Consider the following 18,093-nt stretch of genomic DNA (forward strand, 5'->3'; position numbering starts at 1 on the left):
ACAGTCAAAATCTAAATAATAGATCAGCCGGAATCTGCGACCTGTGTGGATGTGGATCAATTATGGATCAAAATCAAACTCCCCTATTAACAGCCCTTAAACAAGCGGCGGAAACACCGGGTGCGGCTTTTTATACCCCAGGACATCGGCGGGGACAGGGAATTCCCGAATCTTTGGCCGCGGTTTTCGGGTCGCAAGTATTTAGGGCGGACTTGCCAGAATTGCCAGAATTAGATAATCTATTCGCACCGGAGGGAGTGATTAAACAGGCTCAGGAATTAGCAGCGGCAGCGTTTGGGGGCGACCTGTGCAGATTTTTGGTCAATGGTTCAACGGTGGGGATTATCGCGTCAATTTTAGCGACCTGTGACCCAGAAGACAAAATTCTCCTACCGCGAAACATTCATAAATCGGTAATCTCAGGATTAGTGATATCGGGGGCGCGGGCTATTTTTATTAATCCTGAATATGACCAGGATTGGCATTTACCGCTGAGTCTGACCCCAAAAGCGATCGCCCAAGCCCTAGATGAACACCCAGACATCAAAGCGGTGATGGTAGTATATCCCACCTATCACGGCATCTGTGGTAATTTAGCAGCGATAGCCACCATAGTTCATAACTATAACATCCCCCTACTGGTAGACGAAGCCCATGGCGGACATTTTCACTTTCATCAGCAACTACCCCCAAGCGCCCTACAATGCGGGGCTGATTTAACGGTACAATCTACCCATAAAGTGCTAGGGGCAATGAATCAAGCGTCAATGGTACAGATTAAAGGCGATCGCATCAACCTCACCCGTCTGGATAACGCCCTACAAATGCTACAAACCACCAGCCCCAGTTATCTGCTGTTAGCTTCTCTGGATGCAGCCCGCCATCAAATGGTCAATCAGGGTCAAAAAAGGCTCACAGAAGCGCTAGAATTAGCACAGAGGGCAAAAACTCAATTAGAAAACTTACCCGGTTTACGGGTCTATCATCCCCCGGTAACTGCTGGGTGTGTTGCTTTAGACCCAACCCGGTTAACGGTTAAGGTCAGCGACTGCGGGTTAAGTGGTTATGAAGCAGACACAATTCTGCATCAACAGTTTCGGGTAACTGCTGAGTTACCAGATCTCGAACACTTGACGATGATCATCAGTCCCGCCAACAGCCAAGGGGATATCGATCAGATGATTAAGGGATTCGCATTTCTCAGCCAACAGGCTGTATCTGGAGAACTAGAAAATTCCCCCACACTAAACCAGCAGGACTGGCAGATGATCGATACTATATCAGCCTTTGCTACCCCCATAGCTGAGGTTTCCGCCATGTCTGTCCGAGATGCCTTTTTTGCCAAAACCATCTCACTACCAACTCCAGACTGTCCGGGTAAAATTAGCGCTGAGTGTGTTTGTCCCTATCCCCCAGGTGTGCCAATTTTGTGGCCGGGGGAAGCTATATCTAAAAAAGCGATCGCATTTTTGCAACAGGTACAAGCCTTGGGGGGAGAAATTACCGGATGTAGCGATAATACCTTAGCAACCCTGCGGGTAATTGAGCATTGAAACTCCCGCCCTGGCTTTCTTTCAAGTCCCCTAGCAGCACAAGTCACCAATTATTTTATGTCTTCCCCACTTTGGCCTTATATTACCCCAGGCATTCCCGATGACCTATTTGAACGTTTACCAGGAATTCCCATGAGTAAACGGGAGGTAAGATTGCTGTTGATTTCCTATCTACGGCTACAGCCAGATTGTATAGTGTGGGATATTGGGGCGGGAACTGGAACCATTGCGGTAGAAACTGGTTTATTATGTCCCCAGGGTAGAATTATTGCCGTGGAAAGAGATGGGGAAGTGGCTAATCTGATCCGCACTAATTGCGATCGCTTCGGTGTCACCAATGTAGATGTCATTGAAGGAAACGCCCCCGACTGTTTGCATGGACTCAAGAACCTTCCCCACCGCGTCTGTTTAGAGGGAGGAAAAGCCATCAAAGATATTCTAGTTACGGTGTGGCAATATTTACAGCCCCAAGGCCGTATTGTAGCCACTGCGTCAAATTTAGAGACCTTGTACCTAATTTCGGAAGGGTTTGCTCAATTACAGGTGCGGAATGTGGAGGTAGTCCAATCTTCCATTAACCGCCTGGAGAGTCGAGGGCGATCGCAAAGTTTAGTAGCAATTGATCCTATGTTTATCCTTAGTGGTGAGAAAATCAGTTAATGCGGAAATTACCCCTTATTCTACCCTAGGCGGTCAGGGTAACTTCTCTGTCATCTTTTGCCAATTTGCTATTCAGTTCACTTGTTAATCAACCATGTCTTGGTCTCGTGTCATCAGTGGAATTGTGGCGATCGCCCTCGCCTTGCTCATGCTAACCCTAGGGGGATGGTACTTTACCCTCGGCTTTGGGGTGATTGTGTACCTAGGTCAGTTAGAATACTTTCAACTGGTGCGGGCTAAAGGCATCGAACCAGCCGGGAAAACTACCCTAGTTGTCAGTCAAGCCCTATTAGTTACGGCGGCGATCGCCCCCAACCTAGTAGATGCTATCTTCGCTCTAGCCGGAACCCTGATCTGCTTCTACTTGCTATTTCAACCCAGAATCTCTAGCATTGCTGATATTGCCGCCTCCATTTTGGGTCTGTTTTATGGTGGATACTTACCCAGTTATTGGATTAGGCTACGGGTGGGGCTAGATGGTTCCAGTCCCCTGTTAACCCATGTCACCACTAACCTACCTCAACTCAGATACTTTCCGCCATCGTGGGATTTATCCTATACCCTCACTGAAGGATTGACCGCCAGTCTGCTGGCTTTTGGTTGCATTTGGGCGGCGGATATTGGCGCATACATTTTTGGGAAATTTTTGGGGCGGACCCGACTTTCTGATATTAGCCCCAAAAAAACCGTAGAGGGCGCTATATTCGGGATTTTAGGTAGCATTGGAGTGGCGATCGCTGGTGCTTGGTTTCTGCAATGGCCGCAGTTTCTCTGGACAGGTTTCGCCCTGGGTATTATAATTGGCATAGCTAGTCTTTTGGGAGACCTGACCGAATCAATGATGAAGCGCGATGCTGGAGTCAAAGATTCCGGTCAACTCATCCCCGGTCACGGCGGCATTCTCGATCGCGCTGATAGCTATGTTTTTACCGCCCCCCTAGTCTATTACTTTGTCACCTTGGTGCTACCTTTATTCAAAACCTAGGGATTGACCCAAATTTTCCCCCGTAGGGTAAGCTGTTCCTTACTGATACTCAGATCCTCAATATCTACATCAGTTCCTAAGTCAATCGGAATTGACTCTAGCACAGTGGCACTAATGAGGGGATCGGCTTTGATATAGGGCTGGTGTAGTAACAGTTGGGTGGAACTGATCCGCTGTAATTGGCTATCTAAACTAAGGGCGATCGCCCCATGGGAATCTGTGATTAAATCAGCATTTAACGTCAGGCGATCGCTATTGAGCCTTAATTGCAGATGTTCGAGGGTTCCCTCAGTCAGTGGTAAGTGAGACTGTAGCAGTTGGGTAATGGCATTGGCTAGAAGTGGCGAACTCACCGAAGCATTAAGATCCGAGGCGAGAATTTGCAAATCACAATCAACCGGGATCGCTTCCAGAAGCTGTAAAGGCTTACCCTGGAGAACCTGACGTAAATTGATACGGATACCGGAACTACTCAAAGCCACTTGGGAAAGATGCAAGCCCTGATAAATCACAGCCTTGGCTGAGACGGACACCGTGGGAATAGACCCCCTTAGTAGCGATCGGTTACCACCTCCGACGTGGACTTTTAAAGATTCTACCCCCTCCACTTGCGATCGCAACCAAAGCTGTAGCGCCGCCGATAGAACCGTTGCGATCAGTTTCTTTTCCTCAGTTTTAGTCCCCGTCATAATCTCGCTGTTAATTTGTTATCAAAAAATCAAGAATTGTTGTAATATTGGTATATGCAGCATAGATATATGCAAGAATCTAACTCGTCAGTCTCGCCTACAGATTGATCCACTACTACGGAAACTCCTATAACTCCCATAGTTAAGGAAAATCAGTGCCTTCTACCCAGCAAATCACCCCGTTGTAATCCAACATCCATAAGGGATGCCCTGTCGTCAACCTCTATGAATGAAAGGCTACAGAAAATCATATCTCACTGGGGAGTCGCCTCTCGTCGTCATGCCGAGGAGATGATACTATCAGGAAGGGTCAAAGTAAATGGCGATCGCGCTTATTTAGGCCAGAAAGCAGATCCCAAATGCGATCGCATTGAAATTGACGGACGCGCACTGCACCCTTCCAGTCAACCCCAACCCCTATACCTACTGCTAAATAAACCCCTAGGCGTAGTTTGCACCTGTGCAGAACCCCAAGGCCGAAAAGCGGTTTTAGACCTGCTGCCGCGTCAAATGCGAGTCGGACAGGGACTGCACCCCGTAGGTCGCTTAGACAGCGACTCAACCGGTGCATTACTGATCACAAATGATGGTGAACTGACATTTCTTTTAACCCATCCCCGTTATCATGTAGCTAAAACCTATCAAGTTCTAGTCCAAGGCTGTCCTCCAGAATCTGTTTTAGAACAGTGGAGACAAGGTATCCTACTATCTGGTAAAAACACATTACCAGCTAAAGTTAGGCTCATCGGGAAACCGGGCCGCTCTCAGACTTTGCTAGAAGTGGTTTTACGAGAAGGGAGAAACCGACAGATTCGGCGAGTAGCAGAGGCTCTCGGTTATCCAGTGGTTCAACTGCATCGGACAGCAATTGGGCCTATTTATCTCAACTCGACTGGGAAACCTGAATTAGCTTCAGGTGAATATAGATCCCTGAAAAACTCTGAAGTGCATTTGCTAAAGAATCGAGTCTGTGTCTGGAAATCTGGCAGTTGTTCTTGAGGATCATGGCTTATGAAATTAACTCTTACTCACCCAATTTTTCAAAATAGATCCGAAAATCACAAGCAACCACAAAATCGAGTTGATCATGACCAGGCACAACGCCTATCAGATATTGGTCAACAGTTGCGTGATGCCAGGATGAAAAATTCCTTCTCCTTGGGTATGGTGGCAGCTTATACCCGTATTCGCACCCATTTACTCCAAGCCATCGAAGAGGGTGAAATAGATAACCTACCTGAACCTATTTATACTCAGGGTCTGATTCGCCAATATGCGGATGCTTTGGGGCTGAATGGAGAGGAGTTAGCCAATTTCTTTTTACCGGAATCTGGGGAAAAGACTCTGGCGCGATCGCTTAAATTGCTGTCTCTGCCACAATTACGGCCAACTCATCTGTATCTAACTTATACTCTACTGATTATTTGTGCCGTTAATGCGCTGTCTTATCTGGTTCCCCAATCCGGTGAATTAGCAGTTACACAGACAGAATCAGCTAGTGGGGATACTGTGGTCACGCCACAGCCAAATCCGGTAACCACAACACCATCCCCCCCACAGAGTCAGTTAGTGTCTCAATCTTCCACTACCGTAGTGGTAGCAGAATCATCAGCACCGACACCCGCACCCGCACCGACACCCGCACCCGCACCACAACCTATTATTCAGGATGTTGAAGTGGGAATAGTGGTTAAGGATGAGTCTTGGGTACTGATTGAAATAGACGGAAAAACCGAATTTCAGGGAATATTACCCGGTGGCACTCAAAAAACCTGGACAGCTAAAACTGAAGTGGTGGTAGTGGCCGGAAATGCCGGAGGCGTATTGGTGAAGGTCAACAACGGCGAAGCCAGACGCTTGGGAGAACCGGGAATGGTGCAAGAAGCGGTATTTAAGGCTGGGAATAGCGATGAAACCGCCGATATTCCCAGTTCCTAGTTCACCTTTTATCTAGGCGCGCGTCCATAGGTATCTGTCCAGAACTTCAGGCGATCGCCAATTTCATCAGTTAGCAACCCAGGCTCACAACGCCAAGCCCAGTTACCCTCAGCGGTACTGGGTTTATTCATTTTAGCCTCACTTCCCAATCCCAACACATCTTGTAGGGGGAAAATTGCCTGATTAGCCACTGATGACAAAGCCAGCCGAATCATATCCCAGTGAATGCCATCATTTAGCACCTCACCTAGATAACCTAAATAACGAGTTACATGGGCTTGTTGTTTGAGCGATCGATTATTAAACCAACCCACAGTCGTATCATTATCATGGGTTCCCGTATACACCACCCAATTAGGGGAAGTGTAGTTATAGGGTAAATAGGGGTTATCCCGTCCTGAATCAAATGCAAAATGCAGCACCTTCATACCCGGTAACTCAAATTTATCCCGCAAGGCTTCCACCTCTGGCGTAATAATCCCCAAATCTTCAGCAATAATCGGCAGTCGCCCTAACTTTTCCTCAATGGTGTGGAATAGATCCTCTCCCGGTGCATTTACCCACTCACCATTCATGGCAGTAGTTTCCCCCTGGGGAACTGCCCAAAAAGACTCCAGACCCCGGAAATGGTCAATCCGAATAAGGTCTACATAATCCAACATTGATTGAATACGATGCACCCACCAATCAAACCCATTTTGTTGAAGGCGATCCCAGTTATAAACCGGATTACCCCACAGTTGCCCACTTTCGCTAAAATAATCGGGTGGGACTCCTGCCATTAACGCCGCCTCTCCCGTTTCTCCGTCTAAACAGAAAATTTCGGGATGAGACCACACATCCGCACTATCATGGGCTACATAAATCGCCAAATCTCCAAAAATCTGGATTCCCTGTTCATTGGCGTAGCGCTTCAAATTTGCCCACTGACGATTGAAGGTAAATTGCAGATACTTATGGAAAAAGATTTCTTCGCTCAGTTTTTCCTGCCATTTTTTCATCGCTTCTGGCTTGCGCCGGGAAATTTCATCATCCCAAGTGTGCCAACTCGCCCCGTCTTGGGCATCTTTGAGAGCCATAAAAAAGGCATAGTCATCTAGCCAGTAGCTTTTCTGGCCACAAAATTCATCAAATTCGCGATGAAGGTCTGATGGTTCCTGTTTCCGAAAATTCTGGAAGGCTTTAAGAAATAGAGGGGTTTTCAGTTCTCTTACCCGGTCAAAATCCACCATATCTGTGGGTAGGGTGGGGATTTTGTCTAAATCTTTTGCTGTCAGTAGTCCGGTCTCGGCTAACATATCAGGACTGATTAACAGAGGATTTCCCGCAAAGGCGGAATAGGAAAGGTAAGGAGAATTTCCAAACCCGGTTGGACCTAGGGGCAGGATTTGCCACAGTTGTTGGTGACTGTCTCTGAGAAAGTCCACAAACTGATAAGCATTCGGCCCTATGTCCCCGATGCCATATCGACCTGGTAGGGAGGTAGGGTGTAATAAAATGCCGCTAGATCTGGGCTGAAATGACATAAGAAACCTAAAAGATATAATTGTTTCCACTGGTGACAGGGTGGCTTGTCCTCTCGGCACAGCTTCTTGATCCACCTGCCATCAGGAAAATACCATCCCCTGTCCTACATTTTACTCCTGCTAGGGACGGATTTGGCATAATTAAAAGCTGATTCTGTCCAAACTCTAGGGCGATCGCTCTCGGTTCTGTTAGTGGGACTCTCCATAATCACTATCATCTTACCTACTCTTTCATGGGTTGATATTACCGGATTTCCGGAATTATGAAACCTCGATTAAACCAAGATGATTAATTTATGAAATGCCCTATTTATTAACCGTAAATTTCGACGAAAATTGGATTTTTATGATACAATGCTTAGGGCGCTAATTATCGGCTCTATGTCCTATTTATTCAAGGGGAGGAAACACTGATAATATGTTAACTGCATTTACGGCGGGACTTTTATTGATTAGCTTGTCGGAATTAGGTGATAAAACCTTTTTTATTGCTGCTATTTTGTCAATGCGATACCCCAGAAGGCTGGTTTTTGCCGGGGTCATAGCAGCTTTGGCATCTATGACAATTATTGCTGTCGTTATGGGTCGATTGGTGGCTTTCTTGCCGCCAAGTTATCTGCACTGGGCGACAATTTTCCTGTTTAGTTTATTTGGAATTAAATTGTTATACCAAGCAAGTAAAATGCCATCCTCTCAGTCCGGTGGTGAGGAAGAAGAGGAGGCTATGAAGGCGGTAGCCGCGTCGAATTTAGCTAAGAATAAGTCGAAGCTGGGGATATTGCTGGAAGCATTTACTTTAACTTTTATCGGGGAGTGGGGCGATCGCACTCAAATTGCTACCATTGCTTTAGCAGCCACTTATCACCCCGTGGGAGTAATATCAGGGGTGATTTTAGGGCATAGTATCTCAACTGCGATCGCCGTTTTGGGAGGCCGCATAATTGCGGGTCGCATTTCCGAACGCACCATTACAGCCGTTAGCGGATGTTTATTTATTGTTTTCGGCTTGGTGGCTTTAATTAATGGTGTCGAAAACGTTTCCGTTTAATCAGTTTTGGGAACTATCATGACTGGATTTTGGGGCTGTTTCTAAAGGTTTATTAACCGTAGTTTTGCCATTGCCATTGCCATTGCCATTGCCATTGCCATTGCCATTGCCAGTTATGATAGTGTAGCCGTTACCATTAGCATTTTCTGGGGCATAATACACAGGTTCTGAAGCCTGACGGGTGGCGGGGTGTTTATCGCCCACTAAACGGGACTGTAAAGTGGTAGCAATGATATAAAACACTGGCACAATATACAAACTCAGTAGAGTGGAAACCAGCATTCCTCCCATGACGGACATACCAATAGAAACCCGACTAACTGCACCCGCACCTGTGGCAAAAGCCAGAGGCATGACCCCAAAAATAGTCGATAAAGCCGTCATCAAAATGGGTCGAAAACGGACTTTTCCCGCCTCGATCGCCGCCTGAGTAATAGACCGCCCCATTTCTCGCAGTTGGTTAGCAAATTCGACAATGAGAATCGAGTTTTTAGTCGAAAGTCCGATTAACATAATCAAACCAATGCGGCTATAAATATTTAACTCCAATTCAGCCAACCATAGCGCCCCAAAAGCACCTAATAGGGATAGGGGGACCGCTAATAAAATCACAAACGGATCCACAAAACTTTCAAACTGCGCCGCCAAAGTTAGGAAAATAAAGGCTAGGGATAACCCGAAAATGTAAATTGTCGCGTCTCCAGCTTGACTAAACTCGCGGGACTCTCCAGCTAGGTCTGTTCTCATGGTCTCAGGAATAGTGCGATCGGCTAGATCTTGGAGTGCTTCTAAGGCTTCACCGAGACTATATCCTGGGGCGGCACTACCTTCTAAAGTCGCCGACCGGAAGCGGTTAAAGTGGTTAATTTGCGGTGGTAGAGTCGAGTCACGGATAGTCACCAAATTACTGAGGGGGACCATTTGACCGGACTCCGATCGCACAGATATTTCCCCAATATCTTCAGGACTAGCCCGAAATTCCGACTGTCCCCTAACTATCACTTCATAACGTTGATTTCCCTGGTTAAAATTGGTAATTTCCCGACCACCCAGCATAATTTGCAAAGTCCGGGCTATTTCTTGCACAGAAACCCCCAAATTTCCGGCTTGGGATCTATTTACCTCTAAGACCAATTCCGGCTTATTCAGCTTTAAATCAGTGTCCATATTGACCAACTGAGGTAATTCATTCGCCGCCATAGCCAATTGTTCGGAAACTTGTGCCAACTCGCTAATATCATTTCCCTGAAGCACAAATTGTACAGGTTGACCGAGGCGACTTCCTGGTAGTGAACTCGGATTAATTGCAAATACCATGGCATCGGTAATTTGCGAAAACTTGCCAAATAAACGTCGCACGATCGCCTGTTGAGACTGTTCCGGTTCTGTACGTTCTGACCAAGGGACAAGGCTAGTAAAAGCAAAGCCTCGGTTAGCTTGGGCTGCGCCTCTCCCAAATCCGGTTAGGGTAAAAAATGCCCGCATTTCCGGGACATCAGCCAAGATTTCTTCAACTTGCTTAACCACATTATTAGTATAGTTGAGGCTGGCTCCTTCGGGAGCATTAATCGGCACAAAAATCCGCCCCCTATCTTCCGTTGGCAAAAACCCTTGAGGCAATTGTACAAATAGCCAAGCTGTGAGACCCAGAGATGCTACAAATCCCAGCAAAATCACAGGTTTAAATGAGATCAACAATCGCAAACTGGCATCATAGATATTCGTGATGCGATCGAGCAGCCAATCAAAGGCATTCAGAGGGGCTGATAGCAGCCTCATCAACAGGTTTTTACTGCTGTGGGATGGTTTTAAGATAATCGCCGAAACAGCGGGCGCTAAGGTGAGAGCAACGAAGGATGAGAAGACGACAGAAATGGCTAGGGTGATGGCAAATTCATTAAAAATCTGTCCGGTTGCTCCCCCGGAAAAACTGACTGGCACAAATACGGCAATTAGCACCACAGTAGTGGCAATTACAGCAAATACCACCTCCCCCATGGCATGAATGGCAGCCTGGAAAGGGTGCATTTTCTTCTCGTCAATATAGCGGACGATATTTTCTAAAACCACAATGGTATCATCTACCACTAATCCGGTAGCTAGGGTTAGGGCAAATAGGGTCAATACATTAATGGAAAATCCCAGAAAAAACATGGCACCAAATGCGCCAATTAATGAAACGGGAATGGTGATGGTGGGAATTAGGGTAGCCCGCCAGTTTTTCAGAAATAGGAAGATGACTAACACCACCAGGGATATGGCTAACAGGAGACTTTGCCATACTTCATCAATGGCAACTTGCACAAATTCCGAGTAGTCTACTGCTACGGTATAATTCATGCCTTCGGGGAAGTTTTGGGAAAGTTCTTTCATTCTTTCCTTAACCCCTGTAGCCACTTCTAAAAGGTTCGCGTCGGAAAGTCTACTAACTCCTATGGTAACGGCGGGTTGACCCCTAAATCTGGCAATGGTGCGATCGCTTTCTGCGCCGATTTCTGCATAGCCAATATCTCCGATGCGTATTTGTGTACCGTCGGGGTTGCGTCTGATAATTAGGTCTTCGTATTCAGGGGGGGTTTGTAGTCTTCCTAGGGTGCGGACGGGAAATTCCATGGTCTCACCTTCGATGCGACCGCTAGGGATTTCTACGTTTTGTCTCTGTAGGGCATTTTCTACATCTAGGGGGGTCACATTGCGGGCAGCCATCCGTTTAGCATCTAGCCAAATTCTCATGGCGTAGCGACGTTCCCCACCTATGAAAATACTACCGACCCCGTTAACGGTTTCTAGGGAGTTTCTCAGGAATTGGTCGGCATAATTACTGAGTTCTAAGGTGCTAAAGCGATCGCCATATATGGCAATCCACATAATGCGATCGTCGTCGCTACCATCCTTAGAAACTACCGGGTTATTCACATCAGAAGGTAGTCGCCCCGTCGCCCTAGACACACGGGAGAGAACATCCTGGACGGCTACTTCTAAATCCCGTTCCAATTCAAACTCAACATTGATAGAACTTAGCCCTTCTCGACTAGAGGAGGTCATGGTTCTTAATCCTTGAACCCCGTTAATAGCCGCCTCCAGAATCTCCGTAACTTCCGTTTCTACTACTTCCGCATTCGCCCCCGGATAGGTCGTCCTAACTCTCACAATCGGAGGATCAATGCTGGGAAATTCTTGCACAGGTAGTCGGGTGAATCCCACAAAACCGACTAGGATAATTACCAGGGAACAGACCGTAGCAAAAACAGGACGTTTGATAAAGAAATTGGTAAACACAATTAACCCTCACTATTTATTGACTCTTGGACTCGACCCCAGTTAATTTTGAGGATTGATAGCTGCACCATCTGACAGTCTTTGAATACCGGAAACTATCAGTTTTTGACCCGGTCGTAAACCTTCCACCACTTCCGCATATTGCTCCCTAATTAAACCTAACCGAATTACCTGTCTTTTGGCGGTGGGATTTTCTCCCCCTTCCGTGGTAAATACAAACCTTTCATCTCCCGAAAATTGTACGGCGGTCATGGGTACAACTACTGTGTTTGGTTTTTCATTCCAAATTACCCGCGCCCTCACGAATTGACCAGTACGGAGGAGTCCGTCAGGATTAGTAAATGTCGCTTTGGCTAAGATACTTTGAGAATTAGGATCTACCGTCGGGGAAATAAAGCTAATGCGTCCGGTTCCGATAGGTTCACCTTGGGGGTCTTGCATTTCTACTGCTAGTCCCTCTCGTAGGTCGCCTTGGCGTTCTAGGGGAATAGATAATCTCAGTTCTAGGCGATCGTTTTCTGTGAGGGTGGTTAAGGTCCCACCCCGGCTCACAAAGTCTCCCGGTCTCGCCGTCACATCACCAACTATCCCCGTAAAAGGTGCTTGTACAGTCGTCTCTTGTAGCTGCACTTCTAACTGGCGAACACGGGCGGCGGCTTCCGCTACTTGGGCTTCCGCTTGGTCGATTTCTTGGGGTCTCGTGCCGCTTTCTAATCGTCTTAACGCCTGTTCAGATTGTTCGACTCCCGCTTGTCTCAGGGCTATTTCTGATTGGCGATTTTGCTGCAATTGTTCTAGTCGTCTTTCGGATGCTCTCAGGTTGGCTTGGGCGGTTTGTTTTTGCGACACTAAAGCATCAAATTCATCTCTGGAAATTGCCCCGGCTTCCGTGAGTTCTTGAAATCTAGTTACCCGTTTTTCCGCTAATTCTGCTGCTGCTATATTGGCATCTATTTGGGCTTTCGCTTGATTGATTTCTGCCAGTAAACTACCCGATTCCGCATCACTTAGGCGGGCGATAGATTCCCCTAATCTCGCACGGGCTTCCGCAATTTCTTCCGGGCGACTTCCGGCTTGTAATTCTGATACTCTGGCTTGGGTTCGTACTAGGTTGGCTTGGGCTTGTCGCAGTTGCGCTTCTAGGTCATCACTTCTTAAACGGGCGATCGCCTGCCCTTGATTTACCATTTCCCCTGACCTAACATATACTTGGGTGATTCTCCCGTCTATTTCCGATCTTACTTCCACCGACTCCCGCGCTTGTAGCGTTCCCACAAATTCCCCAGCATCCTGAAAGTTCCTAGTTTCTATGCTGGCTACTCTCACCGGAACTCCCCTCGGTCTTTGGGGGGAATTAGTCGCCGCCGCTGGGGTAGTGTCCGCTTGCGCTTTACTAGAATGCCACCATTGACCCCCAGCAAAGCCTACTCCTAGGGCGAGTAATATTCCTACCGTGGCTGATACCAAACCCGATTTATTACTAGGTTCTGATTCCGAATGGCGATCGCTTTCTATCTGCTTTTGGTCTTCTCTTTGTGACTGTTCAGGTATCCCCTCAACTGCCACGACAGACTCATGATAATTCGGGTTTGATGATTCTGATGATGGATAAGACATAATAAATTGTAGTATGATTATAAGATTTTATCGAAAATTAGCGACCCGATAAATTTACCTGGTCTACTGCCATTGTACCTGACAGCTATTTAAATTTGTTATCTATCTTCCGACAGAGAATCCACTCCCTCTATTTCCTGCTGCAAATTATCGTAGGTTTGACTCAGCCATTTTACCTCCGATTCCAACACAAAATTCGCCCTTTTCCAGATATCTAATTGATAGGAATCAATCGGCACATATTCAACCTCTTTATGATTCAGATATTTCATCCTTTCCTCACAAGCTCTGAGGCGATATTCTAGCAACAACAGGCGGTTTTGTAGATTTAAGTCACTAAAAAAGAAATACTTAATTAGAAACCTAGAACGGCTTTTAACCCAGCTCTCTTGTGGCTGTTCTAGCATTTTGTATAACCATCGCTCACGTCCAGCCGCGGTAATACCATAAACCTTCCGACTCGAACCCGCGTCCCCTGCCTCTTCTAGGATAACTTGAATATATCCCCGTTCTTCCAAACGTTTCAGCAAGGGATAAATTGCACCATAGTTAACACTGATACAACTTCCCATAAACAGCTCTAGGCGCTGCTTCAGTCGATAGCCGTGTAAAGGTTCGCGCTGTAGTAGCCCTAATGCAGATAGTTCCAACATTATATCAAATTGATACTTGTGTTGACAATATAGCCAATTTTCGCCTACCAGTCAAGAAATAGGCTAAAAAAGTTGGCGATCGCCTTTAGTCTCAGGTTTTCTCTCCCCCTCTGTATGGCAGATCCACCCATACCAACCACCAAAAAACAGTATCAATCATCTCATAAAAAGGTGCTGACCTCCCAGCCTGGTGGATAAACTCAAGGTTTTATGGAACCCATAACCAAACCCCAGGATTTAATCGAGGTTTAAGTTTTATCAGTTGAGGGTTGACAGTCTAAGGTTTAAGGGTTGAGGATTAAAGATTAATCGTTGACCGCTAAACTTTAAGCCAGATAACCGAGATGGTATGCTTCGCCAAGAAGATCCATCTCTGAGCCATAAATTTAGAATTTTTCGAGAGACCAGCACCTAATTATTGATGCTCGATAATAAATAGGCTAATCAGGAATGTTAATCAAAGTGCGGGCGTTGCTAATAGAAAGCACCCGGTCTACAGTGGATTTAAACTCCTCCACAAACTCTTGGCGGCGATCGCATTCCCAAGTCAAATTGGTAGGGTCAAGTATTTCTACTCCCTCCCGCCCCAAAAAACTATCAGCCAGGGATTGATACTTTTCCGAAGCCGCATTTTTGCCTAATACTTCCATCGCCAATTTATCCAGTCTTTCCTTTACCCGCGCCTGCGCTATGTCAAAATCTTTGCGCGCCGAAGTATAAGCCGATTGCATCGTATTCAGAACTGACTCATAATAGGCGATAAAGTTTTTCATCTCGATCGCTTCAGCCACAGTCATTTCTTCCCCCGCTACCGATACCATGGTCACCGCATTAGACAAAACCACTGCCCTTTTAATTGTACGCCGACGGGCAATTAAAGCATCCACTTTTTGCACCGCCGCCCGTGCTTTAGTGTTATACTCATCCCGGTTTCTGTAGCCCACAGGAGTTTTTCCCACTTCTACCACAGTGATTAATGTATTACCTTCTAAAGCCGTTCTAGCTGATTCTATGCGCTTACCCAGTAGCGTTAATTCTGCCAAAGCATCTGTTACCGTCATTTCAGCCATTGAACTCACCTCTGTAAAGATTGTCGCCCCTTACCAGATAGACAGAATCCCGAATTAACAGCCCCATAAAAATTAGTAGCTAACCCATTATATACCAACATCGCAGTAAATTAACTCATGAATCTTAATGATATTATTGATGCGATCGCCATTCAGCGTAAATTGCTGTCACCTCAGCAAGCAATCCTAGTCGCCATTTCGGGAATTGATGCTTCTGGAAAAGGCTATATCGCCGCCCAAATTGTCAAAATACTTAGCCAGGGAAATCTGCGGGTAGCCAGCATCAATGTTGATGGGTGGCTTCATCTACCCCACCAAAGATTTAGCCAGACTAACCCCGCCGCCCACTTCTATCAATATGCGATTCGCTTCGACCAGTTATTTAGCCAATTAATCTTTCCCCTGCGCCAACTGCGATCAGTGTCTATTGACGTTGATTATACTCAAGAAACCGCCACAGAATATCAAAAGCATAGATATAAATTCGACAATATTGATATAATCGTCTTGGAAGGAATCTTTTTGTTAAAACAAGAGTTCCAGTCATACTATGACCTTTCTTTTTGGGTTGAATGTACTTGGGAAACCGCATTAGAACGAGCTATTGTGCGATCGCAAGAGGGTTTATCTCAACAAGAAACAGTTCAAGCATATCAGGCCATCTACTTTCCCGCCCAAAAAATTCACTGGGAACGAGATCAACCTAGACAAGCAGCCACAGCAAGTATTAATAACGATTTTCGACTAGCATCGCCGGGACTCAAGCCAGACCCTAGCCCTTGAGTTCATCTATTTAGCCTGAATCTCAAATATTTTAACTTGCTGATATTTCCAGAGCCTATATATCTCCAACATCCCTATATAGGCAAGTTTATGATATATATTACCCAAGTCCAGAGCCCAACAGCAACCTTTTGAACTATGGGCTTGTGATGAACCAACCTGAAAGCCTTTTATTTCCCTGTTAATGTTTTATACACCACTGATTAATGATTGAATCTAAACGACAAACCATCAAACTACAATGGCGCATATTGATAGGATATGCTATACCCATTTTACTCTCTTTTGGAGTAGTATCAGTAATCTACTACAAAGCTACCAACGTCGTCGAACTCACCGCCGCAGTCGAGACCACTCAACTGCAAATGGAAGGAGTTGATCAAATAATTGTTGGCATTTCTAAAATGTTGCGAAATGTGCGAATGAGCCTTTTATTTCCCCAGTCAGAAGACTACGAAACTCTCTATCAAGAAGGCTTTGAGCAGTTCACCACTAATTATGAAAATTTGATGAGGCAGATTGATGATCCCAGTTTGAGGGATGAATTAACCAGAATTAGACGAGCTGGTAATGAGATTGATCGCATTTCCAGAAACGTATTTGATCTGATTGAGAACAATCAATTACCCCAAGCCCAGGCACAAGCCCAAGCCCTCAGTGTCAGTGAGTTAGCAGCTACAGGAGAAAATCTTGACCAGCAAAAGCAACAGCTTCTCAATGCTAAATATAGAGAGTTGGAAAATGCCATGAATACTCTCACTATGATCGCTGCATTGGGAATGTTCATAGCTGCGACTTTAGCTATTATTTTGGCTCTGGTAATTTCCTCCCGCATTAGCCGGACTATTAATGATAGTATTAGTATAATTGCCAGTTCTTCTAATCAGATTGCTAGTACCACAGAACAACAAGAACGCAACGCCAGCCAACAGGCCGGAGCAATTAATCAAACTACTGCTACAATGGATGAGTTAGGGGAAGCAGCCCGGTCAATGGCAGAACAGGCAGAATCCTCCGCTGAAAGCGCCCGTAAAGTCTTGGGTCTCGCTCAATCTTCCATCGAAAGCGCCCAGCAAGTCCTCACTCTCGGTCAGTTTTCTTCTGAAAGCGCCCAGCAGGTGTTAAAACTTGCTCAGTCCGAAACGGAGGCGGTACAGCAAACCCTAGAGAAAATGTTAAATCTCAAGGAAAAAGTAGAGGCTATTGCTGATCAAATTGTTCGACTCAGCCAGCAAACTGAACAAATTGGCATGATTACTAATATGGCTGCTGATTTGGCTAACCAGACTAATATGTTAGCATTGAATGCGGCTGTAGAGGCTGCCCGTGCTGGCGCTCATGGTAAAGGTTTTGCAGTGGTAGCCACGGAAATCCGCAAATTGGCAGACCAGAGTAAACAGTCAGCCGAAAAAATTACCGTTTTAGTTAATAATATTCAAAGGGCGATCGATAGTACCGTATTAGTCACTAATGAAGGTAGCAAGACTACAGAACAAACTATCGAACTTTCCCAGGGGACTGTTAATGCCTTTGAAAAAGTTACCGAAGCCATTAACCCCGTTTTAAAAGCCTCTACAGATGTCAGTGATGCCATTAATCATGTGATTATTAGCAACCAGGAAGCCACCCTAGAGGCTGTTAATGAAGTGGTTTTAAATTCCCAACAAATCTCTCTGAGTTCCCAACAACAAGCCCAAGCAATTCACCAAGTCTTCCAGGCTATGAATAGTCTTAATCAAAGTGCCGCTGAGACTGCTAACGGCTTGCGAGAAACTAAAATCGGTATTCAACGACTTAATCAAGTTGCCCAAAATCTCAAGTCGGAAACCTAGAAATCAACCTCAACCAGGGGGCCACTGCATGGCCCGACCTCCCAAAATATGAATGTGAAGATGATCTACAGTTTGTCCACCATCAGAACCATTATTAATGACTACACGATAACCATTAGTTAACCCAGCTTCCTGGGCTACTTGTTTCACCTTCAGCAGTAAATGTCCCATCAGCCCATGGTCATCGGGGCTGGCTTCCTCTAATTTAGGAATTGGTTTTTTGGGAATTACCAAAATGTGAACGGGTGCTTGGGGTGCAACGTCTCGGAAGGCTAACACTAGGTCATCTTCATAGACGATATCCGCTCGAATTTCCCGCCGGATGATTTTCGTAAAAATTGTTTCTGAATTGCTCATAATTTGGTCCCCAAACTGTCGTATTATACAATGATACCCCCGAATTGACAAGGGCAAATTAGCTCTGAACTCTTAAAAAAAGTTTAATTTTGGGCACTATAAT

General features: G+C 45.8%; 15 protein-coding genes. 8 read left to right on the top strand and 7 right to left on the bottom strand.

The genetic code is table 11. The features are described 5' to 3' along the window. Positions 1–62 precede the first annotated feature (62 nt). The 3 genes from XZ46_RS25815 to XZ46_RS25825 all read left to right on the top strand — a co-directional run bounded on the left by XZ46_RS25815 (position 63) and on the right by XZ46_RS25825 (position 3,198). On the top strand, positions 63–1,553 hold the full coding sequence (locus XZ46_RS25815) for an aminotransferase class I/II-fold pyridoxal phosphate-dependent enzyme (RefSeq protein WP_008056013.1): 1,491 nt from the start codon (positions 63–65) through the stop codon (positions 1,551–1,553). Between the two features lie 57 nt (positions 1,554–1,610). Beyond that, complete coding sequence (gene cbiT / locus XZ46_RS25820) at positions 1,611–2,213, top strand: precorrin-6Y C5,15-methyltransferase subunit CbiT (protein ID WP_008056011.1); 603 nt, start codon at positions 1,611–1,613, stop codon at positions 2,211–2,213. 94 nt (positions 2,214–2,307) lie between these two features. Then, entirely contained in the window at positions 2,308–3,198 is an 891-nt protein-coding gene (locus XZ46_RS25825; RefSeq protein WP_006622713.1) for a phosphatidate cytidylyltransferase, read from the top strand. Here XZ46_RS25825 and XZ46_RS25830 read toward each other — a convergent pair. Then, positions 3,195–3,887, bottom strand: coding sequence for an LmeA family phospholipid-binding protein (locus tag XZ46_RS25830; RefSeq protein WP_008056009.1), 693 nt, complete (start codon positions 3,885–3,887; stop codon positions 3,195–3,197). The genes XZ46_RS25825 and XZ46_RS25830 overlap by 4 nt on opposite strands. Positions 3,888–4,112: 225 nt before the next feature. Here XZ46_RS25830 and XZ46_RS25835 point away from each other — a divergent pair, with 225 nt between their 5' ends. Both XZ46_RS25835 and XZ46_RS25840 read left to right on the top strand, forming a co-directional pair. Beyond that, complete coding sequence (locus tag XZ46_RS25835; protein ID WP_008056007.1) at positions 4,113–4,886, top strand: pseudouridine synthase; 774 nt, start codon at positions 4,113–4,115, stop codon at positions 4,884–4,886. A gap of 12 nt (positions 4,887–4,898) precedes the next feature. Next, on the top strand, positions 4,899–5,825 hold the full coding sequence (locus XZ46_RS25840) for a helix-turn-helix domain-containing protein (protein ID WP_006668980.1): 927 nt from the start codon (positions 4,899–4,901) through the stop codon (positions 5,823–5,825). 8 nt (positions 5,826–5,833) lie between these two features. Here the strand turns inward: XZ46_RS25840 and malQ are convergent, their stop codons facing one another. Beyond that, the gene (malQ, locus tag XZ46_RS25845) at positions 5,834–7,351 is read right to left on the bottom strand and encodes a 4-alpha-glucanotransferase (RefSeq protein WP_048895480.1); all 1,518 of its coding nucleotides are present in this window, start codon (positions 7,349–7,351) and stop codon (positions 5,834–5,836) included. Positions 7,352–7,769: 418 nt separating this feature from the next. On the opposite strand from malQ, the gene XZ46_RS25850 reads away from it, so the two are divergent. Beyond that, positions 7,770–8,399 carry a TMEM165/GDT1 family protein gene (locus XZ46_RS25850; RefSeq protein WP_008056003.1) on the top strand — a complete coding sequence of 210 codons (630 nt, stop codon included), beginning with the start codon at positions 7,770–7,772 and terminating at the stop codon, positions 8,397–8,399. Here XZ46_RS25850 and XZ46_RS25855 read toward each other — a convergent pair whose 3' ends face one another. The 4 genes from XZ46_RS25855 to XZ46_RS25870 all read right to left on the bottom strand — a co-directional run bounded on the left by XZ46_RS25855 (position 8,400) and on the right by XZ46_RS25870 (position 15,018). Continuing rightward, positions 8,400–11,678, bottom strand: a complete 3,279-nt coding sequence (locus XZ46_RS25855; RefSeq protein ID WP_008056001.1) for an efflux RND transporter permease subunit — start codon at positions 11,676–11,678, stop codon at positions 8,400–8,402. A gap of 42 nt (positions 11,679–11,720) precedes the next feature. Beyond that, positions 11,721–13,295 (bottom strand): efflux RND transporter periplasmic adaptor subunit, encoded by a 1,575-nt coding sequence (locus XZ46_RS25860; protein WP_008055998.1) that lies wholly within the window; start codon positions 13,293–13,295, stop codon positions 11,721–11,723. Between the two features lie 98 nt (positions 13,296–13,393). Then, entirely contained in the window at positions 13,394–13,948 is a 555-nt protein-coding gene (locus XZ46_RS25865; RefSeq protein ID WP_008055996.1) for a PadR family transcriptional regulator, read from the bottom strand. A 440-nt stretch (positions 13,949–14,388) separates the two neighbouring features. Next, on the bottom strand, positions 14,389–15,018 hold the full coding sequence (locus XZ46_RS25870) for a hypothetical protein (protein ID WP_006622702.1): 630 nt from the start codon (positions 15,016–15,018) through the stop codon (positions 14,389–14,391). A gap of 117 nt (positions 15,019–15,135) precedes the next feature. Here XZ46_RS25870 and XZ46_RS25875 point away from each other — a divergent pair, with 117 nt between their 5' ends. Together XZ46_RS25875 and XZ46_RS25880 are read left to right on the top strand one after the other, a co-directional pair. Next, the gene (locus XZ46_RS25875; RefSeq protein ID WP_006668986.1) at positions 15,136–15,801 is read left to right on the top strand and encodes a uridine kinase family protein; all 666 of its coding nucleotides are present in this window, start codon (positions 15,136–15,138) and stop codon (positions 15,799–15,801) included. A 206-nt stretch (positions 15,802–16,007) separates the two neighbouring features. Next, positions 16,008–17,633 (top strand): methyl-accepting chemotaxis protein, encoded by a 1,626-nt coding sequence (locus XZ46_RS25880; RefSeq protein WP_006622700.1) that lies wholly within the window; start codon positions 16,008–16,010, stop codon positions 17,631–17,633. A gap of 9 nt (positions 17,634–17,642) precedes the next feature. Here the strand turns inward: XZ46_RS25880 and XZ46_RS25885 are convergent, their stop codons facing one another. Continuing rightward, positions 17,643–17,990, bottom strand: a complete 348-nt coding sequence (locus XZ46_RS25885) for a histidine triad nucleotide-binding protein (protein ID WP_006668987.1) — start codon at positions 17,988–17,990, stop codon at positions 17,643–17,645. Positions 17,991–18,093: the final 103 nt, after the last annotated feature.

Origin of the sequence: Limnospira indica PCC 8005 (genome assembly GCF_000973065.1) — a bacterium.
Lineage (GTDB): Bacteria > Cyanobacteriota > Cyanobacteriia > Cyanobacteriales > Microcoleaceae > Limnospira > Limnospira fusiformis.